Source organism: Cupriavidus campinensis, from assembly GCF_905397395.1.
GTDB classification, from domain to species: domain Bacteria; phylum Pseudomonadota; class Gammaproteobacteria; order Burkholderiales; family Burkholderiaceae; genus Cupriavidus; species Cupriavidus campinensis.
Map to the genome: position 1 here is coordinate 1 of NZ_CAJPVH010000076.1, position 20,103 is coordinate 20,103.

Sequence of the window (20,103 nt, forward strand, 5' to 3'; positions counted from 1 at the left end):
AGCCAGCAGCGCCGCAGCCATTGGCGGCGGGCGGCGCCGGCGGGCTCGGGAAGGGGCTGTGCCAGCGGCGCGGCGGGTGAGGCCGCCCCCGAGGACCACGCCGGATGCAGCGCACCGCCGCCGTGGCCGAATGCCGCGATGCCGGTGGACAGCATCGCGCCGAGCCCCTGGCCAATCTGCGCCAGCAGTGCCTCACCAAGTGCATCGCCAATGCCATCACCCTCCACATCGATGGCAGAGGGCCCGTCGCCGGGCGTATCCAGCCCGACAAGCCCCCAGCACCAACCGTCGTAGGCCCGCACCAGTTGCCAGATGCGCTGCCAGAGCGCGGCTTCCGCTTCGCACTCCAGCGCACCGAGAAATTCACCATCGCGCCGCGCCAGCGGAAACGTGGCCAACTCGGCGAGCAGCATGGCGGGGTCCTGGCGCAGGGCCATGTCCCAGCGTCCGCCGTCGTCGCGCGCGCCGAAGCGCAGCCCGCCCGCCTGCGCCAGCGTGATGCGCACGCGCTCGGCCAACGCGAATTCATCGGGCAGCATGTGTCCGGCGCCGAGCGCCTCGGCAAGCCGCTGGTCCTGGCGGGTACCGTTGGCCATGCGCTAGAACGTCCTGACCGGCTCGGTCGCCTGGTCGAGGTAGAGCGGATAGACGAGGTTGTGCCGCGTGTTGGTGGTGCGCACGCGATAATCGAGCTGCAGGTCGATGCGCCCTTGCAGCGGATCGACTTCGGCACCGATGCGCTCCAGCACGATGCGCGGCTCGAAGAACAGGATGGCGCGCCGGATCGACTCCTTGAGGTCGGTGAGCGTGCTCTCGTCGATGGTCTCGAACACGGCGCGGCGCACGTCGCAACCATATGCGGGCAGCATCACGCGCTCGCCGGGCGCCGTGCCGAACAGGATACGCAGGCTTTCCTCGATATCCTCCACCCCGGCGGCCATGCCGACCTGCCGGTTGCGCGGATCGAAGCGGAGCGGAAACTGCCAGCCCCGGCCGAGAAATGGACTCATGGTTCAGCCTCCGATGATGACCGTGGGCAAGCCCAGCACGATGCTACCGCCGTGCGCGGTGAGGTCGCCGACGCGCGCGGCCGGCCGCTTGCCGATCATTACCGTGGCCGACCCCTGCACGATCACGTCGGGCGGCCCCACGCAGACTGCGTTGTCGCCAACCACGGCGGCGGGCAGCTTTCCGATCAGCACCGTCGGCACGCCGGGGCCGATTACCGGGCCGCCGACATGCGGCACCGGGGGCAGGCCCGGCGTCTGCATGGGGCAGCTGTGCATGTCGGTTAGTCGCGCGGCAGGTGGCATGAGGTATTCCTCTCGCTTTCAGTCCGTATCAGTTGATCATCACCATCGCGCCCTGCACGATGGTCTGGCCGGATGCCGACAGTTCGGCGGTGGCCGCGCCCTTGCCGCTGAAACCGACCTGCGCCTCGCACTGGACGTTGAGGCCGGTGGCCTTCACGTCCGCCTGCGCGGCGAGTTCGATCGACATATCGGCGCTGAGCCGGATGCTGCCCTGCGCGGTAAGGGTGATGTCCTTGGGACTGGTGCAGGCAATGCCCGTGGCCGACAGCTTGACGCTGTTGCCATGCTGGTCCTGCACCAGGATCGACTCGCCGGTGTCGTCCAGCACGATCTGATTCTTGGCCGGCGTGGTCACCGTGATGGTCTTGTTCTTCTCGTCGAAGGCCAGCACATGGCGCGCGCGCGTGACGATGGCCTTCGTGTCGTTGGGCGCTTCCATCGTATAGGGCGGCACATGGCTGGCGCTGTAGACCGCGCCCAGCACCACCGGGTGGCACGGGTCGTCGTTGAGATGCCCGACGATGACTTCGTCGCCCACCTCGGGCAGGAAGAAGGCCCCGAAGCCGCTCGATGCATAGCCTTGCAGCAGCCGCGCCCAGACGCCCTCGGTGGCGGCCTGGTTTACGGGCAGCGACACCTGGATGCGCTGCGCGCCCTGCGGATCGCCATCGAGCTTCATCACCACCCCGATCTGGAGACCGCTCACAGCCGGGAGCAGCCCTGCGGCCGGCGGTCCCTGAACGTCGCCCGTGGTTGGCTGCCAGTGCGGATCGAGGCCGAACTCGACATCGGTGTGCCAGAATCCGCCCACCATTGCATGCTCCACCGCCGTCACGAATACTGCGCCCGCGAAGCGCTTGCCGACACCGCTGACCTGGACCAGCGCACCCGGCACAGCCAGCGCCGTGCCCATGCAGCGCAGGTGGCCGCGTATGCGTGCGAGCTCTGCGCGCGTCTGCACGCCCTTGGCCCACGCCGTCAGCGTCTGCGGATCTTGCGTGGTGGACGTCTGCAATTGCCACGCGGACAAGCCGATGACGCCTGCCAGTGTGGCGCTGTCCAGGTTGCCCTGCTGGTTGAGGGTTGCCGGCGCGGCCGGATCGCCCTGCACGGTCTGCTGTTGCGCCGGGTCCCAGGCGGTCGCCATGACGGACTGATACTGCAGGCGTGCGTCGATATCGGCGTCGAACGCATAGAGATCCAGCCCCCAGGCTAGCCCGAACGCGGGCGCGCCGTTAGCCTGCGGCGGCTGCACACTCACTTTTCCGTCCGCCACGTCGACCAGCATGCCGTTGAACTCGGCCCGCGCCAGCAGGAAGTCCCAGTCGGTGCTGTGGTACTGCACCAGTTCGCCGTAGGTGCCGGTGGTGACGGCCACGTCCGCATCCAGGCCGTGCGCGCCGATCAGCGTGGTCATGGCATCGCTGTCGGTGCTGTCGACATAGTTGGCGCTGCGACGGCCCACCGTCATCTTGACCGCCAGGTCACGGCACTCGATCACGAGCCGCGAGTCGTTCTGCCCGTCAATGCGCACGCCATGGCGAATCACCACGCCGCTGAACACGGGGTCCTCGTCGTCACCGAAGCCAGCCGCAATCTTGATGGGGCTGCCCGGCGCGAAATCGGCGGAGTCGCCACAGGCGAAGGCGCCGGTCGGCATGTCGCCATCCTGGATCACGATCTCAGCCCACGGAATGCGGTTGAACGCGCGCCGCACCGTGACAGACATCACGGCGAGATCCGGCTGCGGGGTGCCGTTGGCGGTCACGGTGAGCCGCAGCACACCATCGGTGTCGATCGACGGATAAGTCGGCATGCCTTACTCCAGCGGCGGGAAATGCAGCGCCGTGCCGGGCTCCAGCGCACGGAACTGGCGCAGACCGTTGAAGCGCGCCACGTCCATGTAGTAGCGGCTGTCCCCGTAGATCCGTTCGCACAGCAGCGGCAGCGTGTCGCCATCGCGTACCCGCACGAGGTGGCTGAGGTCCGGCGAGCTGGCATCGGCCTCGAGCCGCGCCTGCTTGCTGCTGGTGTACGAATCGAACGCCAGGGTGGCCGTGGCGCGCAGCGGCGCGCCGCTGGGCCTGAACAGCGTGTAGTCGGTGCTGAAGCTGGTCAGCCGGCCGGTAAAGATCAGCAGGCCCCACAGGATCTGCACGATGCTGGGCTGGTGCTGGACACCCTTGTACGCATAGATCACCGCGCTCAGAGCCTTGAGCTGGTCTTCCACTTCGTCCGGCATGGCGCTGTTGGCCGGGCGTGGCACCACCCCGGTACCGTCGAACACCACGGCGAACGAGAGCTTGCCCGGCTGCATGTGGCTGAACGGGCGGCCCGAGCCGGTATCGCCCATCGGCTTTTCCTTGCTGAAGCAGGTGTTGCGTTCGTGCCGCAGCTGCGAAGGATTGATCAGCAGCGCGATCGACGCGCCCGCGCCAGACTGCGGCGACACCACGCCGCCGTTGTCCGTGCAGGCGGTAATCCTCAGCGGCGTGAGCGCGCCCGACGGCACCGGCATCTAGCGCTCCCTGAGCCGGGCGAGCTGCAGGCGCAACTGCCGCAGCTGCGCGCGCTCGGCACGGTGGCGGTCGCTGGCGGCCTCGTCCTCGTCGCAGCAGGACGCGGCCCCGCGCTGTTCGCCTGAAGGCGCGCTGGCCGGCTGGCCCGCCGCACCGTTGCGCGGCGCACCAACCTCGGAGCGGATTACCATCTGGCGGATTTCCAACGTCATGGCCTCAAAGCTCCCGGATGCACTGCAGGTAGGCCAACTCGATTGTCTCGATGACCACGCTGTTCTTCGTCGAATTGAACTCGTCCACGCCCCACCGCACTGGATACGCGGCCTGGAAGGTCCATCCACGAATCTTGTTGCCGGCCTCGTCCAACAGATAGACGCTGACGTCCATCGGGGTCACCGGCTGGGCGAAGCCGCCAGACAGCACGGACTTGCACCAGCGCATCAGCGGCGAACGCATGTCCGCCACGCCGCGCCGGAGCACCAGCTTCTCCTGTCGGACGCCCTTGGGCAGCTTGTAGACGAAGCGGTTCTCGCCGCCGGCCTGCAGGTCCTCGACGTCCATGACCAGGTCCATGCCCGAGACCTCCTGGAACGAGCCGTCCACGCCTTCCGCGATGTTGTTGAAGCCCACCGCGAACGAGAACGAGACCGGCATGAAGTCCGTGCCAAAGCGCGCCGATTTCTGCATGGCCCGTGTCAGGCGTTGGCGATGGTCAGCCCCTCATGGGCGATCTCGATGGTTTCCACGGCCACCTCGTTGCCCTGCGCCTTGAGATCGGTGCCGGTGATCTTGGCCGGCCACGCGTTGGTCAGCGTCCAGACCATGGTCGGCTTGCCCGACTCGTCCAGCAGGCTGATGATCACCGGTACCCGCTTGATCGTGTTCATCTTGATCTGGTTGAACCAATCCCAGAACTTGTTGTCGGCCTTGAACACGCCTTTCTTCATGGTCACGTTGCCGTACTTCTTGAGCCCCGGCATCTTGACGGTCGAGAAGACCGGGCTGTCGCCCTGCCGGTATTCGATCTGCTGCGCCTCCACGTCGAGCCCCGAGACCTCCTCAAAGGACATCACGTTGGAATCCCACTTCACCTGGAAATGGAACTTGGGAAGCGGCCAAACATTGCTGGACTGTGCCGAGCCGTCGTCTGCCATGACAGTTCTCCGTTATTGCCGTTTGTGTGTGCGGTGGACGTTGCTGGTGCGATGCGCGCGTCAGGACTTCTGCATCTGCTGCTGGAAGGTGATCTCGATGAACTCGGCCGGGCGAACCATTGCCACCAGCACGGTCACGCGCAGGATGCCTTCCAGGATGTCGTCGGGCGTCATGGTCTCGCCCAGGCCCACGTGGACGCTAAACGCATCCTCGGGGGTGGCGCCGGCCAGGCCGCCGCGCTTCCAGATGCTGGTCAGGAAATTCTGGATCATGCTGCGGATGGTGACCCAGGTGTTGGCCACGTTGGGCTCGAACACCAGTGCCTTGGCGGCGAGCCGGCACGATTCCTCGAGCATGATCATGGTGCGGCGCACGTTGATGTAGCGCCAGTCGAGGCTGTTGCCGTCGAGCGTGCGCGCGCCCCAGACCAGAACGCCTTCGCCAATGAAGCTGCGGATCGCGTTGATCGACTTGCCCTGCGTGGTGACGTTGAGCTCTTCCTGGTCCACCGCAGAGATGGACACGGATGGTGATACGACGCCGGCTAGGCTCACGTTGGCGGGCGCTTTCCAGACCCCGCGTGTATTGTCCACCATGGTGTAGATGCCTGCCATGGCGGCACTTGGCGGCAGCAGGTTGAGCTGGTACTTGACCTCGTCCAGGATGGTGTTGAACAGGCTGCTGACCGAGGTCAGCGTCTTGTGCAACAGCGCCTTGTTGGCCAGCACCGCGTCCTCGGTGAGCGCTGGCGTGACCGCGCTCCAGTCCTTGGTGATGTCGTCGATGGCGGCGGCCAGCTCGCGCGTCTTCAGTTGCGCATCGGCGGGCAGTGTGTCCGGCAGGCCGAGGTCGGCGCGCAGCAGCTGTTGCAGTACATCCGGATTGGCGATGTTCTCGTAGCTGATGTCCTTGTCGCCAATCACCGTGGTGTTGAGCCACGGATAGTAGGCCGCGGCGAAGTCGAGGTAATTGATGCCGAGCGCGTTGCGGAATGCCGCCACGGGGTCGCCGGCGGGATCGGTGCGAGGCTTGTCGCCGCCCCACACGTCGAGGATGGCCACACGATTGCGCATGTGGCCGCCGCAGTGAGCCAGCATGGCTTGCTGCAGGTCGATGCAGACCTCCGCCTTGAAACGCACCGCCTCCGGAATCACGACCATGGTCGGCTCCTGCTCCTTGAGCAGTTCGTCGATGCCGGCCTTGAACCGGTCGGGGTCGAGGTCCTGGCTGTAGTCGCCCACCGAGACGACATAGCAGGGCCCCCCGCCGTTCTGGAAGAAATGGCGCAGCGCGCGGTAGAGCATGTAGCCGCCGCCGTCCTTGCCCTCCGGCATGGTGAGCACGTAATCCTTGCCCGCCACTCGGAACGCCGGCGTGGCCGACGCATCGGCCATCTCGGCCACGTTGAAGCGCGGGAATGGCGCGTAGCCGAAGTACTGGTGGTACTCGGCCATCGAGCTGATGCGCCATGGCTTCATGCTCAACGGCTTGTTGCGGTTGTCCGCGATCTGCGTGTGGCCGATAAAGGCCGGAACCGCCGTCGCCACCTCCACCACGGAGTTCGGAAAGGCGTTTTTTTCTACGATATAGACGCCAGGCGTCTTCATTGCACCCATTTCACACTCTCCCGGTGAAAGCAGTTAGCGATTGACAAAGATCTCGGACACGTCGCACAGCAGGCCGCCGACCATTTCCCGGCGCAGCGCGGCGGGGCTCGCCAGCGGCAGGCGCGGCACCAGCACGCGCATGTCGCCGGCCGTGCCGCGCTGCAGCACAAAGCGCTGGCGCGGACGCTCCGCCAGTGCCAGCGGCACTGCCGAGCGGATCACGGTCACCATCGTGCCGTCCGGCAATTGTTCCGACTCGGGGGCGTTGAACGTCACCGCCCCGTCGACGTCGGCCACGCCAAGGTCCGCGCCCCATTCGCCGACCATCACATACTTCCAGATCGTCTCGCGGACGGGCAGCGTGACGACGTGGTTGACAGGCGCGGCCGCCAGCCACGCGGCCTGGCTGTCGTGCGCCGCGTCGGCCAGCGCGAACGCGAGGCGCAACGTACCGGTGCCCGCCAGCCGGCGCACGTCGGTGTAGTAGGCCCAGAGCGGATCGGGCGAATGCGCGGCGAACGACAACCCTTGCGCCGGCCATTCGTCGCGCAGGCGCCAGAGCCCGTCCAGGCCGGTCCCATCGGCCATGATGACGAAGCGCCGGGCGTCGCCGCGCAGGCGCAGGTCCAGGCGCGTCATCAGCGCGGCGGTGCCCGCGTCCGCCTGCAGCCGCAGCGCCGGGGGCCATCCCGCAGCAAAGTACGGATGCAGCACGGCCAGGCCGCTGACGGCGCGATAGCCGCCACTCACGGCCGCGCCTCCACCTCGGGCTGCCCGACCAGCGGCTGCCGGCGCAGCACCGCGCCGTTCTCGAGGCACACCAGACGCACCCGATACAGCACCGACGGCAGGTAGCGGCCCCCGTGAATGCTCCAGAGGCTGTGCATCTCCGCCGTCGTCAGATTCTCGATATTGACCACGAGGCGCTCGATGCGTGCGTCGAGGCCCGGCGTGCCCTGATGGTCGAGCACCGGGTTGGCCTGGAAGAACGCCACCGCGTCCGAGAGGAAGCGCAGCGCCTCCGGGTAATGCTGGCCGCTGAAGGTGGCGGCACACATGACGAGCAGGTTCAGGAACAGCGGCTCGGCAACGGCCATCTGGCTGCGCTGCTCGCCAGTGGGCGTGGCGCGGGCCCGGTACGCAGCCGTATCGCGCTCGATGCCCGCAAGAAACAGCACCAGCTTGCCGGCCGCCTGCGACACGGCGCTGCCATCGAGTTCCTGCAGGTTCGAGACCACCACGAGGTCCTCGCTCAGCACGAGCCGCCCCCGGAACATCTGGTTCAACTGCAAAGCGAGGTGGCCAAGCGCACTGTCGATCACGGCGGCTGCATTCCTGAAATACCCGTCACGGCGCCGATAGTGGCCCATGCCGCCCCGCCCCACCATCAGTAGGATGCTGAGATGCGGTTCGGAATTGCCTAGGCGAGCCTCCCATGGCCCGTGGCGGATTTCCAGCGTCTCACGGCAGGGCGTGCAATGCTGCGACGACCGACGCTCTGTTGCCCGCTCTCCCTTCACTGGACCTGCTCCGCATGGGCGCGTTGCATCGTTTCCAATATTCGACTATATTCGAAGAATGGAAACAGATAACGCACTTGAGGCGCTTGGCGCACTCGCCCATGCCGTTCGGCTGGCCGTGTTCCGCTTGCTGGTGCAGGCCGGACCCTCCGGCCTGCCGGCCGGCCGCATTGCCGACCTCATGGACATGCCGGCGTCCTCCCTCTCCTTCCATTTGAAGGAACTGCACCGTGCCGGCCTGCTCACCAGCCGCCAGGACGGGCGATCGATCATCTACATGGCGCGCTTCGAAACGATGAACGCGTTGATTGGCTATCTCACAGAGAACTGCTGCGGCGGGAACCTGTGCTCGCCGCTCGCCGGCTGTTCCGTTACCTCGGAGTCTCAATCATGAAGCGCTTCCACGTACATGTAAGCGTGGCCGACCTCTCGGCCAGTATCCGCTATTACTCCGCGCTCTTCGCCGCCGAGCCGAGTGTCGTCAAGGACGACTACGCGAAATGGATGCTTGAAGACCCGCGGGTGAACTTCGCAATTTCTGCGCGCGGTGCGGAACCGGGTGTGGACCACCTCGGATTCCAGACCGACGACGCAGGCGAACTCGCTGAGTTGAAGTCGCGGGCTGAGGCCGCCGACATGGCACGGCTCGATGAAGGCGAAACAACCTGCTGCTACGCCCGCAGCGACAAGTATTGGCTGACCGACCCTCAAGGTATCGCCTGGGAGCACTTTCATACGCTCGGTACGGTGCCCGTATATGGCGAATCCCGGCAGATGGAGGCCGCGCCCGCCGAATCCGCATGCTGCGCTCCACGAGCGCCCAAGGGGAAACCCATTGGCGTTGCGGTGACTTCCAAGTCGTCTTGCTGCTGAAGGCCGATCATGAGCGAAAAGATCTACAACGTGCTGTTCATCTGTACCGGCAATTCGGCCCGATCGATCCTCTCTGAAGGGCTGATGAACCATCTCGGCCAAGGCCGATTCCGCGCCTACTCGGCCGGTAGCCATCCGACCGGCGTGGTCAATCCGCTCGCACTGGCGGCGCTGGCGCGGCACGGAATGGACACTGCCGGCTTTCGCAGCAAGAGTTGGGACGAGTTCTCCCAAGACGGCGCGCCGTCGCTCGATTTCGTCTTTACCGTATGTGACAAGGCAGCCGGAGAGATGTGCCCCGTCTGGCCGGGCCAGCCGATGACCGCCCACTGGGGGGTGCCCGATCCGGCCGCATGCGAAGGCACCGACGCGCAAAAGCAGCAGGCCATTAACGACGCCACCATCGCGTTGAAGCGCCGCATCGAACTATTCCTTTCGCTGCCGCTGCCGAAACTGGACACCGTCGCGCTCCAGAAGGCCGTGCGGGACATCGGGAAGAGTTGACGCCCATCTCCCTCTCCACGCTTGTTTCTTTCTCGCCGCCCCATGACCACCAACGTCCTGATTCTCTGTACCCATAATTCCGCGCGCAGCGTGCTTAGCGAAGGCATGCTGAACCATCTTGCCAAGCAATTTGGCCGTGATGTGCGCGCCTACAGCGCCGGCAGCTCGCCGAGCGGCCGCATCAACCCGTTCGCCATCGACGTCTTGCGCGAGGCCGGTGTCGACGTGAACGACTTCCGCAGCAAGAACTGGGACGAGTTCGTCGCAGACGGTGCGCCAAAGATGCGCATTGTCATTACCGTCTGCGATAGCGCCGCCGAAGAGGAATGCCCCTACTGGCCTGGTAGCCCCGTGAAGATCCACTGGGGCTATCCCGACCCGTCGAACACGGCAGGCGGAGACGACAAGAAGCGACTCGCCTTCGAACTGACCCGGCAGGCCATCGCCTACCGGATGCTGCAATTACTGCTGCTGCCGATCGAAGACATGACCGACGCGGAACTGCAAGAGACGCTCCAGCGTCTGGCGGGGAGCTGAACGATGACCAGCCAGAACATCGCCTCTGCGGATCAAACAGCCAGCAAGCCGGCCATCGGGTTCTTCGAGCGCTACCTCACCGTCTGGGTCGCGTTGTGCATCGTCGTCGGCATTGCGCTGGGGCAGATCATGCCGGACGTGTTCCAGGCCATCGGCCGCATGGAATACGCGCAAGTCAACCTGCCTGTTGGCTTGCTGATCTGGGTAATGATCATCCCCATGCTGCTGAAGATCGATTTTGCGGCATTGGGCCAGGTGAAATCGCATTGGCGCGGCATTGGCGTGACGTTGTTCATCAACTGGGCGGTCAAGCCATTCTCGATGGCACTGCTGGGCTGGCTCTTCGTGCGGCATTTGTTCGCGCCCCTGCTGCCCGCCGATCAGCTTGACAGCTACGTCGCCGGGCTGATCCTGCTGGCCGCCGCACCGTGCACGGCCATGGTCTTCGTCTGGAGCCAGCTCTGCAAGGGCGATCCGTATTTCACGCTGTCGCAGGTGGCGCTGAACGATGCCATCATGGTCGTGGCGTTCGCCCCGGTCGTGGCGCTGCTGCTCGGCCTTTCGTCGATCACGGTGCCCTGGGACACCTTGCTGACTTCGGTCGTGCTGTACATCGTCGTGCCGGTCATCCTCTCGCAATTGCTGCGCAAGGTGCTGCTCGGGCGTGGGGTGGCGTATTTCCAGCGCGTCACCCATGCACTCGGCCCCTATTCCATTTCCGCACTGCTGCTCACGCTGGTCCTGCTGTTCGCCTTCCAGGGCAAGGCGATCATCGACCAGCCGCTCGTAATCGCTCTGCTCGCGGTGCCGATCCTGATCCAGGTCTTTCTGAATTCGGGTCTGGCATACCTGCTGAACCGCAAGCTTGGCGTCGCCCACTGCGTGGCGGGCCCGTCGAGCCTGATCGGCGCGAGCAACTTCTTTGAACTGGCGGTGGCCACCGCAATCAGCCTGTTCGGATTCCAGTCGGGGGCGGCACTGGCAACCGTGGTCGGGGTGCTGATCGAGGTGCCTGTCATGCTGCTGGTCGTCAACATCGTCAACCGCTCGCAGACCTGGTACGAAGCCAAGGCCTGAAGGAATCCTGATGTCTGTCACGATCTACCATAACCCCGCGTGCGGCACATCGCGCAACACGCTAGCCATGATTCGCAATGCCGGCATCGAGCCGGAAGTCATCGAGTACCTGCATGCCCCGCCTACGCGCGCGCAGTTGCAGAAGATGATCGCCGATGCGGGCTTGACGGTGCGCGAAGCCATCCGTGAGAAAGGGACGCCTTACGCAGAACTGAGGCTTGGCGACCCGGCGCTCACGGACGATCAGTTGCTCGACGCCATGCTCGCCCATCCCATCCTGATCAACCGGCCTTTTGTCATCACCGAACGGGGCGTGCGGCTGTGCCGGCCCTCGGAACTGGTACTCGACATCCTGCTGTCGCCGCAGCAAGGCGCGTTTACCAAGGAAGACGGCGAAGTCGTCATCGATGCGCAGGGCCAGAGGGTTGTGCGATGACCGTTGCGTTGCCTAACATCGTGTCGTCCGTGCTCGACACCCCGGACCTGATGAAGCTGGAACCGGCACGCGTGAGCACCCACCCGCCGCGCATCCTGCTGCTCTATGGTTCGCTGCGCGAGACATCCTTCAGCCGACTGCTGACACTGGAAGCCGAACGCATTCTGCAGCACTTCGGCGCCGAGACCCGCGTGTTCGATCCCACTGGCCTGCCCGTGACTGACAGCGTGCCGGCCGACCACCCGAAGGTCGCCGAGCTGCGCAAGCTGTCCGAATGGTCCGAAGGCCAGGTCTGGTGCAGCCCCGAGCGCCATGGCACGTTGACCGCCGTCTTCAAGAACCAGATAGACTGGCTGCCGCTCGAGAGCGCAGGCATCCGGCCGACACAAGGTCGCACGCTGGCGGTCATGCAGGTCTGCGGCGGCTCGCAATCGTTCAATGCGGTCAACGCGTTGCGCGTGCTGGGCCGCTGGATGCGCATGGTGACGATTCCGAACCAGTCGTCGGTAGCCAAGGCGTACCAGGAATTCGATGCCTCCGGCCGGATGAAGCCCTCGTCCTACTACGATCGCGTGGTCGATGTGATGGAGGAACTGTACAAGTTCACGCTATTGATCCGTGACCGCTCTGACTACCTGACCGACCGCTACAGCGAGCGCAAAGAGGCGGCCCCGGCGCGCGCGGCAGCACTTGCCGCCGCCGCAATGGATCATGAACGGCCTGCGGCCTCCGCAGACACCGACGACGGCGAAGTCGAGTAGGGACGATCATGGCGCAATCGCCGAATGGCAGTCTCGTGGCCCGCCTAGGCGCCGCGCAAACACTCGCGTGGGCGTCCTCTTACTACCTGGTGGCGATGCTGGCGGTGCCCATGGCGCACGACACTGGCGTGTCCGTGCCTACCGTCTTCGCGGCATTCAGTGCCGCACTGGTCATCTCCGCCCTGCTCGGACCCTATGCCGGGCGGCTCATCGACCGGCTGGGTGGACGGCCGGTGTTGATTGTGACGAGCCTCGTGTTTGCCACGGGATTGGCTGGTCTCGGGCTTGCCCGGGAGGTCATTGGCCTGTTTGCCGCCTGGCTTGTCCTCGGCATCGGCATGGGCAGCGGCCTCTATGAAGCCGCGTTCGCCACATTAGTGCGCCTGTATGGCACCCGCTCACGCAATGCCATCACCGGCATCACGTTGATTGCGGGTTTCGCCAGCACGGTCGGATGGCCCCTTTCCTCCTATCTAGAAAGCCACTACGGCTGGCGCGTCGCCTGCTTCGTGTGGGCGGCGTTGCACCTGACGCTGGGTCTGGCGCTCAATGCGAGCCTGCCGCGTGCCGAAGAAGAACCGGCATCCCCGAGCCTCCGACAGGCCGCGCGGTCCGGTAGTGCCGATGTGGACGGCCCAACGCCCGGACCGATGGCAACCTATGCGCTCGCGTTCGTGTTCGCCGCGACGTGGTTCATCAGCACGGCGATGGCGGCGCATCTACCACGGCTGTTGCAGGCGGGCGGCGCGACCTTGGCGACGGCGGTGGTAGTCGGCGCGCTGATCGGCCCTTCGCAGGTCGGCGCGCGGCTGCTCGAATTCGGCCTACTGCGCAAGGTTCATCCGCTACTATCAGCGCGGCTTGCCGCATCACTCCATCCAGTCGGCGCGGCTGCCTTCGTCATTCTCGGCGCACCGGCCGCCACGCTGTTCGGCGTGCTGCACGGTGCGGGCAACGGCATCCTCACCATCGCGAAGGGAACGCTTCCGCTTGTAATCTTCGGCCCGCACGGCTATGGGCATCGCCAGGGCTTGCTGATGGTGCCCGCGCGCATCGCCCAGGCTTTGGCGCCGTGGCTCTTCGGCATCTGCATTGATCTTTGGGGCGCACAGGCTTTGTGGGTATCGGGCGGATTGGGGCTCGCTGCCACCGGCGCGTTGTTCGCCATTCGTTCCGCAACAGCCGAGCCGACGCGGCAGGTCGCCGCAGCAGAGTAGCCGATCATAAGCGCAAGCGGCGGCCGTCCATTCAAACGACTGACGGCTCCGCCTCCGAAGCGCGAATGCCAAGGCGCTTCATCTTCTCCCACAATGATTTGCGCGACACTCCCAGCAACCCGGAGCAACAAAAAACCCGCCACTTTCAACAAAGCGGCGGGTTTTTCATTCCACTCATCAAACCATCAACCCTCAGAACGCAAAATTAGCGCCCACGTTGCCGCCGCTCACGTCGGCTGGCTGGGTCTGGATCGGGCCGTTGATGCTGGTGGCTTCAATCGTATATTTGCCGGCCGCGGTGCTGGCGGCGGTTAGCGGGATGGGCAGCGTCGTCGAATAGGTGCCGACCATTGGTGCGGCAGCCGGTAGCGCCATGCTGTAGGCCCCCGATGTCACGTTGGCGAAGGTGGTGCTGATGGTGAAGTTCTGCCCGGACGTGTTTTGTATGGCGCGAAGGCTCGCCTGGGCGCTGGCTGGCGAGACGGTGCCGGAGGCCGTGCGGATCGTGGAGACAGGCAGGTCAATCGGCGCGCCCTGGGTGGATACCACGGTATTGCTGCCGGCGACCACGGGTACGCTGCGGACGATGCCGGTGGCGCGGCCCGTTGGCACGATCACCACGTCCACGTTGCCCGATGAGGTGCTTTGCTCGATCGGCGACAGCACGAAATTGCCATTGGCATCGGCGACGGTGGACTTGACCACCAGCCCGCCCCGCTCCGCGTAGACGGTAGCGCCGGCCTGGGCCGGCGTCAGCGCGCCGGACACCTTGCCGCTGACCACCACCGGTAGCGCGGTGACCACTGGCTTCAGGTTGTAGCCGCCATTGCCGCGCGGAACCACGGACTTGCAGGCGTCGAAGTCGAGGATCAGGTCGGTGAGCGTATCGGGTGCCACCGTGAACGGGCGGATGATCTTGTAGCCGCTTTGCGCAGCGCTCGGGGTGTCGAGCGCGGTTTCGGTCCCGCCGGTAGGCACCACCGAGTTCGACAGCGCGTTGCCGCTATTTGGCGACAGAACCAGGCGAATCTGCTGATAGTTGCCGGCTGGCAGTGCGGTCTGGCCGAGCGTGGCCAGCACGCCGTTTGTCAGCGACAGCAGATCGATCCGCTGCGCCGGACTGACCGGGATATCGACCCAACCCGAGCCATTGTCGTCCGCATCCGGACTGCCATTGACACGCACGCGGTTCACGGTCACATAGACATGGTCGTAGCCACACGCCGGTGCATCGGTCATTTGAACGCGCAGCGTGCCATTGGCCGGCCCGGGTGTAGGCGGATCATCGCCGCCACCGCCGCCGCATGCGGCCAGCAGCACGGCGCCGCCCAGGCTCAGGGCAACGCCGCCATATATGTTGTGTGGCGCCATTTTGGATACCTCTTCTGTTGTGGGTATCCGGAGCTTAGTGGCGAAGTTGTATCAGATAAGTGACACAATCGTAACGAATGTAATGCTGCCGCAACACATGCGGTTTCAGCCAATCCGCACGTCCACCAGTTCCCCTGCCGCGCCCCGTTCCCCTTTGGGATCCACGATATCGGCGATGGCCATTGTTACGCTGACGCCCGAGAACAGGAAAGCGACGGCGAGGGCGAAGAGGGTTGCGACTTCCATGAAGCACTCCAACTGCGTTTAGGAGTTTCCATTATATGATGCGTCGCACCATCTGTAAATATTCTGTATGTGGTATATCACGAGATCCAAAAGGTAGCGGCTGGATACAACCAATCAATCACTTTTCGTCTCTTTTCTGCATCGATCCGCGAATTCCCGGGCTGCCCAGTCTAGAAACGCCCTCACCCGCGGCGATAGCTGCCGGGACCGCTGATACAGCAGCGAGACGGGCGCCGAGGGTGGCGGCATGTCCGTCATGATCTCCACCAGTTCGCCGTTGGCCAGTTCCCGTTCGATATGGAAGCGCGGCACCTGGGCCAGCCCCAGCCCCAGCTTGATCCCGGCAAGGTAGCTTTCCGTCCCGGTCACGGTCAGGGCGGCCGGAATCGATACGGCCTGCATTTCCCCGCGTACGTTGAACTCCAGCGGCGTGACATTGCCCGTCGTCACAGACCGGATGCCCACCATCTGGTGCCCGTCGAGCGATGTCAGGCTCGTTGGCGTGCCGAACCGCTCCAGGTAGGTCGGCGTGGCGCAGGTCAGCCGGTCCAGCATCGCCACTTGCCGCGCCACCAGCTCGCTATCTGGCAATTTGCCGTAGCGGAGCACGCAATCGACGCCCTCCTGCACCATGTCGACCCATCGGTCGCCCTCGCTCATGGAGATCTGGATGTGTGGATGTCGGGCGAGGAAGTCGGGAAAGCCCGGCAGCAGGAAATGTCGCGCCAGCGTGCCCTGCACCTCCAGTCGCAGCAGCCCTTTCGGCTCCGTGCCGTTGAACGCGCCCTCGGCGTCCTCGATGTCGTCCAGGATGGTCAGGCAGCGCCGGTAGTAGGCCTCGCCGTCCAGCGTCGGCCGGACTACGCGTGTGGTCCGCTGCAGCAGCCGGACTCCCAGCCGCCCCTCCAGATCGTGGATGACCTTGGTCACCGTCGATCTCGGCACCTCCATGTCGTGCGCCGCCAGCGTAAAGCTGCGCCGCTCCACCACCCGCGTAAACAGTCGCATTGCGTCAAACCGGTCCACCCCATCCTCCGCCGATTGTTTCCCTGCCAGAACAAGTGCGGGCAATTCTAGACCGATTATCTAGCTGCTCCAATCGCGCATAGTGCATTCAACCCGCAGCGATTGCGGTGATCCAACACCGGAGAACAACCATGAGCAACACCCAGAACAGCACCCAAGCCAAGTCCAACCAGCAGGTCGCCATCGTGACCGGCGCCTCGCGCGGCATCGGCGCCGCCATCGCCCGGCGGCTGGCGCAGGACGGCTTCACGGTGGTCGTCAACTACGCCGGCAGCGCCCGTGAGGCCGAGGCGCTGGTGGCCGAGATCGAAGCCGCCGGCGGCCGCGCGATTCCGGAACAGGCCGATGTGGCCGATCCGGCTGCCGTGGCGCGCATGTTCGGCGCCGCCGAAGCCGCGTTCGGCGGTGTGGACGTCCTGGTCAACAACGCCGGCATCATGAAACTGGCGAAGCTGGCCGATAGCGACGACGCCCTGTTCGACAGCCAGGTCGCCATCAACCTCAAGGGCACGTTCAACACGATGCGCGAAGCGTCGCGCCGCCTGCGCAACGGCGGCCGCGTGATCAACCTGTCGTCGAGCGTGGTCGGGCTGTACCAACCCGCCTACGCGGTGTACGCCGCCACCAAGGCCGGTGTGGAAGCCATGACGCACGTGATGACCAAGGAAATGCGCGGCCGGAACATCACGGTGAACGTGGTGGCGCCCGGCCCCACCGCCACCGCCCTGTTCCTCGACGGCAAGCCGCAGGAAGTCATCGACAACCTCGCGCGGCTCGCCCCGCTGGAGCGCCTGGGCGCGCCGGAGGACATCGCCAGTGCCGTGGCCTTCCTGGCCGGCCCCGACGGCGCATGGGTCAACGGGCAGACCCTCCGCGTCAACGGCGGCATCATCTGATTCAAGCGTGGAGTCCACCATGAAGAAAGTCATCCTGATCACCGGCGCGTCGAGCGGCTTCGGCCGCCTGACCGCCGAGGCCCTCGCCAAGGCGGGCCACACGGTCTACGCCTCCATGCGCAACACGGCCAGCCGCAATGCCGAAGTCGTGGCGCAGATGGCCGCATTCGCCCGCACGCATGACGCCGATCTGCGCACGGTGGAACTGGACGTGCAATCGCAGCCGTCCATCGATGACGCCGTGGCCGGCATCGTCGCCGCCACGGGCCGTATCGACGTGCTGATGCACAACGCCGGCCACATGGCCTTCGGTCCGGCCGAGGCGTTCACGCCGGAGCAATTCGCCCAGCTGTACGACATCAACGTGCTCAGCACCCAGCGGGTGAACCGCGCGGTGCTGCCCCATCTGCGCCGCCAGGGGCAAGGGCTGCTGGTCTGGGTGTCGAGCAGCAGTTCCGCCGGCGGCACCCCGCCCTACCTCGCCCCGTACTTCGCGGCGAAGGCGGCGATGGATGCCATCGCGGTCCAGTACGCGCGCGAGTTGTCGCGCTGGGGCATCGAGACGTCGATCATCGTCCCGGGCGCGTTCACCAGCGGCACCAACCACTTCGCGCATACGGGGCTGCCTGCCGATACCGCTCGCGTCGATGAATACGAGTCGGGCCCCTATGCCGGCTTTGGCGATGAAATCCAGCGCGCGTTCGCCGGCATCGTGCCGCCCGATGCGGATGCGGGACAGGTAGCCGATGCCATCGTCGATGTCGTCAACGCGCCGTTCGGCAAGCGGCCGTTCCGCGTGCATGTCGATCCGACGCAGGACGGCGCCGACGTCGGCTTCGCCGTGCTGGACCGCCTGCGCGCCGAGATGCTCCATCGCGTGGGCATGGGCGATCTGCTGTCGCCGCGCGGCGCGCAGTGACTACGCCGCGCCACAACCGCGTAGCATCTTCTCCCACGCTTCCTCCATCACACCTGCACCGGGACACTGCATCATGCCCTGATGCAGTGCTCTCCTGTCACCGCTTAATTAATAGTGCGACGTGACGCGTGCATGACCCTTGTCGCACGCGGCCAAGCGAACGGCCGTACTAAGTGTCGCGATATACAGTCCTTACACTTCCTTACAGCACGCCCCGGTCAAACTGACTACCTTTGAATCGCTCCGGCAACGCCATGCCGATCCCATCCGCGATGTGGTGTGACGGAGCATCAATGGGCGTGTAACGCCTCGCTGTGACGGTCCGCGTTTGCGGACCCCTCAAATGACCGGCCTGCCTGCCCGGTCTGGAAACAAGCCAGTTCCGGCGCGTAGCAACCGCCCGGGACCACGCGCATAAGAACTACCTGGGGACGACGACGTTGCGCATGCGCGCGCGCCAACACCGCGTGCGAGGCGCACTTTTGTCCGCGATTTCCGCGATTTGCGCCAGCCATCGCGGTGGGGACGCTTTTGCCCGTTCTTGGCGGGCGCTGACTATTGTTCGGAGGATGGCATGCAGAACGAGAAGCCCGACAACAAACCAACGTTGCCGACGCGCCGGCCCACCTCCCCCGCGCCCCCGCCCGGCGGCAAGCCAGACGATCCCCTCGTCGCGCGGCGGGGCGGCACGCTGAGCCTGCGGCCGCTGTGGCAGATCGTGCCGCGGCTGGCCAGCTATGGGATGGTGGCCTTCATCATCTGGGTGGTCCTCTCGGTGATGTTCCCGCCCGTGTTCACACGGTCTTCCGAGCGTGCCGTGGTGAACAGTCCCGTGAACCTCGTCACCACGCCGGTGGAAGGCATCGTGACGAAGCAGATCGTGGCGGTTGGCGGCACCTTCGCGCAGGGGCAGTCGCTGATGACGCTCCAGAATCCCAACATCGACCGCTCGCTGCTGGTGGAACTGCTCGGCAAGCAGCTCGACAACCAGAAGCGCTATGAAGCCGCCAAGGCCAAGCTCGAGGGCAACCAGGCGCGGCTGGCGTCCACGGGCGACGACATCAAGCGCTACCAGTCGGCGGCGCAGCGCGAGCACGCCTCCAAGCTGCGCGGCATCGAGGCGCGCCTGAGCGTGGCCAAGCAGCAGATCGACCAGCAGACCGATGTGGTCAATCGCAACCAGGCCATGCAGTGGGCCGGGGCGGTGAGCCAGGCCTATACCGATGCGTCGCGCAACCAGCTCACCGTGCTGGCTGGCAACCGGGATGCGATCCAGGCCGAGCTGGACACCGCGCGCGGCAGCAGCGAGGCCGCACGCGGCAAGGTGTACATGTCGAGCACCGACGGCGCGCTGGGCTCGCTCGCACAACGGCAGGAGGAATTGCGCGCCGAGAACGTGCAGCTGGAGGCCGAGATCAGGCAGCTGGAGGAATACGGCCAGTCGGTCGACAAGCTCGTCGCCGCCGAGCAGGAGCGCGTGGAGCGCGTCTCCAACCTTGACATCAAAGCCTATGGCGGCGGCATCGTCGAGGACGTGACCGCCCCGCCGGGCACGCGCGTGGCGGCCGGCGCCACGCTGATGCGCACCACCAACTGCGCCCAGCCGAGCGTGGTGGCCGTGTTCCCGCGCAGCCTCAGCAAGGACCTCCTGCCCGGGGCCAAGGTCAAGGTGCAGGTCGATGGCGTGGCCGTGCCGCTGTCTGGCGCCGTGGCCGAGATCCTGCCGCGCGCCCCCGATGGCGATCAGGCGCGTTACTTCGTGCCCTTCCCGCCCATCGAGAAGAACGAGATCTATCTGATTGCCAAGCTGAACAAGCCTTTGCCTGACTTGCCCGGCAGCAGCGGCAGCGGCACGGACCGCTGCGCGCTCGGCCACTGGGCCAAGGTCAGCCTCGATCGCCCGTGGTTCAAGAGCCTGATCTGAGTCCGACCGCGTTCGATTGCGTTCGATTGCGTTCGACTGGATCCGGCCCCTCCGCCACGTTCCCCACGCCCGCAGGAAGGAGACCTCGCCGTGCAGCGTTATTCCCTACCCTCTCCGGCGCTGACGTGCGCGGGGGCCTGCCTGATGGCCGCCGCGCTCGCCACGCCGCCCCGCGCCATGGCCGCGCCCCCGGTTCCGCCCG

General features: G+C 65.6%; 25 protein-coding genes. 11 read left to right on the forward strand and 14 right to left on the reverse strand.

Annotated elements, in window-relative coordinates:
• The 11 genes from KHO18_RS25615 to KHO18_RS25665 all read right to left on the reverse strand — a co-directional run.
• The coding region (locus tag KHO18_RS25615; RefSeq protein ID WP_211944117.1) for a hypothetical protein at positions 1-596 on the reverse strand (596 nt) is incomplete at its 3' end.
• 3 nt (positions 597-599) lie between these two features.
• The gene (locus KHO18_RS25620) at positions 600-1,010 is read right to left on the reverse strand and encodes a GPW/gp25 family protein (RefSeq protein WP_144195272.1); all 411 of its coding nucleotides are present in this window, start codon (positions 1,008-1,010) and stop codon (positions 600-602) included.
• A gap of 3 nt (positions 1,011-1,013) precedes the next feature.
• Positions 1,014-1,286: a PAAR domain-containing protein gene (locus tag KHO18_RS25625; RefSeq protein ID WP_244845094.1), complete on the reverse strand. Its 273-nt coding sequence runs from the start codon at positions 1,284-1,286 to the stop codon at positions 1,014-1,016.
• Between the two features lie 55 nt (positions 1,287-1,341).
• The gene (vgrG, locus tag KHO18_RS25630) at positions 1,342-3,129 is read right to left on the reverse strand and encodes a type VI secretion system tip protein VgrG (protein WP_144195268.1); all 1,788 of its coding nucleotides are present in this window, start codon (positions 3,127-3,129) and stop codon (positions 1,342-1,344) included.
• Between the two features lie 3 nt (positions 3,130-3,132).
• Positions 3,133-3,831 carry a CIS tube protein gene (locus tag KHO18_RS25635; RefSeq protein ID WP_144195266.1) on the reverse strand — a complete coding sequence of 233 codons (699 nt, stop codon included), beginning with the start codon at positions 3,829-3,831 and terminating at the stop codon, positions 3,133-3,135.
• Positions 3,832-4,044, reverse strand: coding sequence for a DUF5908 family protein (locus tag KHO18_RS25640; RefSeq protein WP_144195264.1), 213 nt, complete (start codon positions 4,042-4,044; stop codon positions 3,832-3,834).
• 4 nt (positions 4,045-4,048) lie between these two features.
• On the reverse strand, positions 4,049-4,519 hold the full coding sequence (locus KHO18_RS25645) for a phage tail protein (RefSeq protein WP_211944119.1): 471 nt from the start codon (positions 4,517-4,519) through the stop codon (positions 4,049-4,051).
• 8 nt (positions 4,520-4,527) lie between these two features.
• Positions 4,528-4,986, reverse strand: a complete 459-nt coding sequence (locus KHO18_RS25650) for a phage tail protein (protein ID WP_144195261.1) — start codon at positions 4,984-4,986, stop codon at positions 4,528-4,530.
• Between the two features lie 60 nt (positions 4,987-5,046).
• Positions 5,047-6,603, reverse strand: coding sequence for a phage tail sheath family protein (locus KHO18_RS25655; protein ID WP_144195259.1), 1,557 nt, complete (start codon positions 6,601-6,603; stop codon positions 5,047-5,049).
• A gap of 24 nt (positions 6,604-6,627) precedes the next feature.
• Positions 6,628-7,344, reverse strand: a complete 717-nt coding sequence (locus tag KHO18_RS25660) for a hypothetical protein (protein WP_144195257.1) — start codon at positions 7,342-7,344, stop codon at positions 6,628-6,630.
• On the reverse strand, positions 7,341-7,916 hold the full coding sequence (locus KHO18_RS25665) for a DUF4255 domain-containing protein (protein WP_211944120.1): 576 nt from the start codon (positions 7,914-7,916) through the stop codon (positions 7,341-7,343). The genes KHO18_RS25660 and KHO18_RS25665 overlap by 4 nt, the downstream gene beginning before the upstream one ends.
• Positions 7,917-8,172: 256 nt before the next feature.
• Here KHO18_RS25665 and KHO18_RS25670 point away from each other — a divergent pair, with 256 nt between their 5' ends.
• From KHO18_RS25670 to KHO18_RS25705, 8 genes are read left to right on the forward strand one after another with little or no spacing between them, the layout of a single operon-like run.
• The gene (locus tag KHO18_RS25670) at positions 8,173-8,508 is read left to right on the forward strand and encodes an ArsR/SmtB family transcription factor (protein ID WP_144195253.1); all 336 of its coding nucleotides are present in this window, start codon (positions 8,173-8,175) and stop codon (positions 8,506-8,508) included.
• Entirely contained in the window at positions 8,505-8,987 is a 483-nt protein-coding gene (locus tag KHO18_RS25675; RefSeq protein ID WP_144195251.1) for an ArsI/CadI family heavy metal resistance metalloenzyme, read from the forward strand. Before KHO18_RS25670 ends, KHO18_RS25675 begins: the two co-directional genes overlap by 4 nt.
• 9 nt (positions 8,988-8,996) lie before the next feature.
• The gene (locus KHO18_RS25680; RefSeq protein WP_186296731.1) at positions 8,997-9,491 is read left to right on the forward strand and encodes an arsenate reductase ArsC; all 495 of its coding nucleotides are present in this window, start codon (positions 8,997-8,999) and stop codon (positions 9,489-9,491) included.
• A gap of 42 nt (positions 9,492-9,533) precedes the next feature.
• On the forward strand, positions 9,534-10,028 hold the full coding sequence (locus KHO18_RS25685; RefSeq protein ID WP_144195247.1) for an arsenate reductase ArsC: 495 nt from the start codon (positions 9,534-9,536) through the stop codon (positions 10,026-10,028).
• A gap of 3 nt (positions 10,029-10,031) precedes the next feature.
• On the forward strand, positions 10,032-11,105 hold the full coding sequence (gene arsB / locus KHO18_RS25690; RefSeq protein WP_144195245.1) for an ACR3 family arsenite efflux transporter: 1,074 nt from the start codon (positions 10,032-10,034) through the stop codon (positions 11,103-11,105).
• A gap of 10 nt (positions 11,106-11,115) precedes the next feature.
• Entirely contained in the window at positions 11,116-11,541 is a 426-nt protein-coding gene (gene arsC, locus KHO18_RS25695) for an arsenate reductase (glutaredoxin) (protein WP_211944121.1), read from the forward strand.
• Positions 11,538-12,302, forward strand: a complete 765-nt coding sequence (arsH, locus tag KHO18_RS25700) for an arsenical resistance protein ArsH (protein WP_211944122.1) — start codon at positions 11,538-11,540, stop codon at positions 12,300-12,302. The genes arsC and arsH overlap by 4 nt, the downstream gene beginning before the upstream one ends.
• Before the next feature lie 8 nt (positions 12,303-12,310).
• Positions 12,311-13,519, forward strand: coding sequence for an MFS transporter (locus KHO18_RS25705; protein ID WP_211944123.1), 1,209 nt, complete (start codon positions 12,311-12,313; stop codon positions 13,517-13,519).
• 192 nt (positions 13,520-13,711) lie between these two features.
• On the opposite strand, the gene KHO18_RS25710 is transcribed toward KHO18_RS25705, so the two are convergent.
• The 3 genes from KHO18_RS25710 to KHO18_RS25720 form a co-directional block, all read right to left on the reverse strand.
• Positions 13,712-14,890, reverse strand: a complete 1,179-nt coding sequence (locus KHO18_RS25710; protein WP_144195237.1) for a DUF4382 domain-containing protein — start codon at positions 14,888-14,890, stop codon at positions 13,712-13,714.
• 105 nt (positions 14,891-14,995) lie between these two features.
• Complete coding sequence (locus KHO18_RS25715) at positions 14,996-15,136, reverse strand: hypothetical protein (protein ID WP_186296730.1); 141 nt, start codon at positions 15,134-15,136, stop codon at positions 14,996-14,998.
• Positions 15,137-15,250: 114 nt separating this feature from the next.
• A complete protein-coding gene (locus KHO18_RS25720) occupies positions 15,251-16,162 on the reverse strand; it encodes a LysR family transcriptional regulator (RefSeq protein WP_211944124.1) in 912 nt (303 codons plus the stop codon).
• Positions 16,163-16,293: 131 nt separating this feature from the next.
• Here KHO18_RS25720 and KHO18_RS25725 point away from each other — a divergent pair, with 131 nt between their 5' ends.
• The 3 genes from KHO18_RS25725 to KHO18_RS25735 all read left to right on the forward strand — a co-directional run bounded on the left by KHO18_RS25725 (position 16,294) and on the right by KHO18_RS25735 (position 19,901).
• The gene (locus tag KHO18_RS25725) at positions 16,294-17,058 is read left to right on the forward strand and encodes an SDR family oxidoreductase (RefSeq protein WP_144195233.1); all 765 of its coding nucleotides are present in this window, start codon (positions 16,294-16,296) and stop codon (positions 17,056-17,058) included.
• A gap of 19 nt (positions 17,059-17,077) precedes the next feature.
• On the forward strand, positions 17,078-17,977 hold the full coding sequence (locus KHO18_RS25730) for an SDR family oxidoreductase (protein ID WP_144195231.1): 900 nt from the start codon (positions 17,078-17,080) through the stop codon (positions 17,975-17,977).
• A gap of 574 nt (positions 17,978-18,551) precedes the next feature.
• Complete coding sequence (locus KHO18_RS25735; RefSeq protein WP_211944125.1) at positions 18,552-19,901, forward strand: HlyD family secretion protein; 1,350 nt, start codon at positions 18,552-18,554, stop codon at positions 19,899-19,901.
• The last annotated feature ends 202 nt before the right edge of the window (positions 19,902-20,103 follow it).

Excerpts from the sequence above, each read along its gene's own strand:
- KHO18_RS25680 (WP_186296731.1), top strand. The coding sequence starts at position 8,997 with ATGAGCGAAAAGATCTACAACGTGCTGTTCATCTGTACCGGCAATTCG.
- KHO18_RS25735 (WP_211944125.1), top strand. The coding sequence starts at position 18,552 with ATGCAGAACGAGAAGCCCGACAACAAACCAACGTTGCCGACGCGCCGG.
- KHO18_RS25620 (WP_144195272.1), bottom strand. The coding sequence starts at position 1,010 with ATGAGTCCATTTCTCGGCCGGGGCTGGCAGTTTCCGCTCCGCTTCGAT.
- KHO18_RS25730 (WP_144195231.1), top strand. The coding sequence starts at position 17,078 with ATGAAGAAAGTCATCCTGATCACCGGCGCGTCGAGCGGCTTCGGCCGC.
- vgrG (WP_144195268.1), bottom strand. The coding sequence starts at position 3,129 with ATGCCGACTTATCCGTCGATCGACACCGATGGTGTGCTGCGGCTCACC.
- KHO18_RS25650 (WP_144195261.1), bottom strand. The coding sequence starts at position 4,986 with ATGGCAGACGACGGCTCGGCACAGTCCAGCAATGTTTGGCCGCTTCCC.
- KHO18_RS25685 (WP_144195247.1), top strand. The coding sequence starts at position 9,534 with ATGACCACCAACGTCCTGATTCTCTGTACCCATAATTCCGCGCGCAGC.
- KHO18_RS25715 (WP_186296730.1), bottom strand. The coding sequence starts at position 15,136 with ATGGAAGTCGCAACCCTCTTCGCCCTCGCCGTCGCTTTCCTGTTCTCG.
- arsB (WP_144195245.1), top strand. The coding sequence starts at position 10,032 with ATGACCAGCCAGAACATCGCCTCTGCGGATCAAACAGCCAGCAAGCCG.
- KHO18_RS25635 (WP_144195266.1), bottom strand. The coding sequence starts at position 3,831 with ATGCCGGTGCCGTCGGGCGCGCTCACGCCGCTGAGGATTACCGCCTGC.
- KHO18_RS25705 (WP_211944123.1), top strand. The coding sequence starts at position 12,311 with ATGGCGCAATCGCCGAATGGCAGTCTCGTGGCCCGCCTAGGCGCCGCG.
- KHO18_RS25670 (WP_144195253.1), top strand. The coding sequence starts at position 8,173 with ATGGAAACAGATAACGCACTTGAGGCGCTTGGCGCACTCGCCCATGCC.
- arsH (WP_211944122.1), top strand. The coding sequence starts at position 11,538 with ATGACCGTTGCGTTGCCTAACATCGTGTCGTCCGTGCTCGACACCCCG.
- KHO18_RS25625 (WP_244845094.1), bottom strand. The coding sequence starts at position 1,286 with ATGCACAGCTGCCCCATGCAGACGCCGGGCCTGCCCCCGGTGCCGCAT.
- KHO18_RS25710 (WP_144195237.1), bottom strand. The coding sequence starts at position 14,890 with ATGGCGCCACACAACATATATGGCGGCGTTGCCCTGAGCCTGGGCGGC.
- KHO18_RS25655 (WP_144195259.1), bottom strand. The coding sequence starts at position 6,603 with ATGGGTGCAATGAAGACGCCTGGCGTCTATATCGTAGAAAAAAACGCC.
- KHO18_RS25725 (WP_144195233.1), top strand. The coding sequence starts at position 16,294 with ATGAGCAACACCCAGAACAGCACCCAAGCCAAGTCCAACCAGCAGGTC.
- KHO18_RS25645 (WP_211944119.1), bottom strand. The coding sequence starts at position 4,519 with ATGCAGAAATCGGCGCGCTTTGGCACGGACTTCATGCCGGTCTCGTTC.
- KHO18_RS25675 (WP_144195251.1), top strand. The coding sequence starts at position 8,505 with ATGAAGCGCTTCCACGTACATGTAAGCGTGGCCGACCTCTCGGCCAGT.
- KHO18_RS25640 (WP_144195264.1), bottom strand. The coding sequence starts at position 4,044 with ATGACGTTGGAAATCCGCCAGATGGTAATCCGCTCCGAGGTTGGTGCG.
- arsC (WP_211944121.1), top strand. The coding sequence starts at position 11,116 with ATGTCTGTCACGATCTACCATAACCCCGCGTGCGGCACATCGCGCAAC.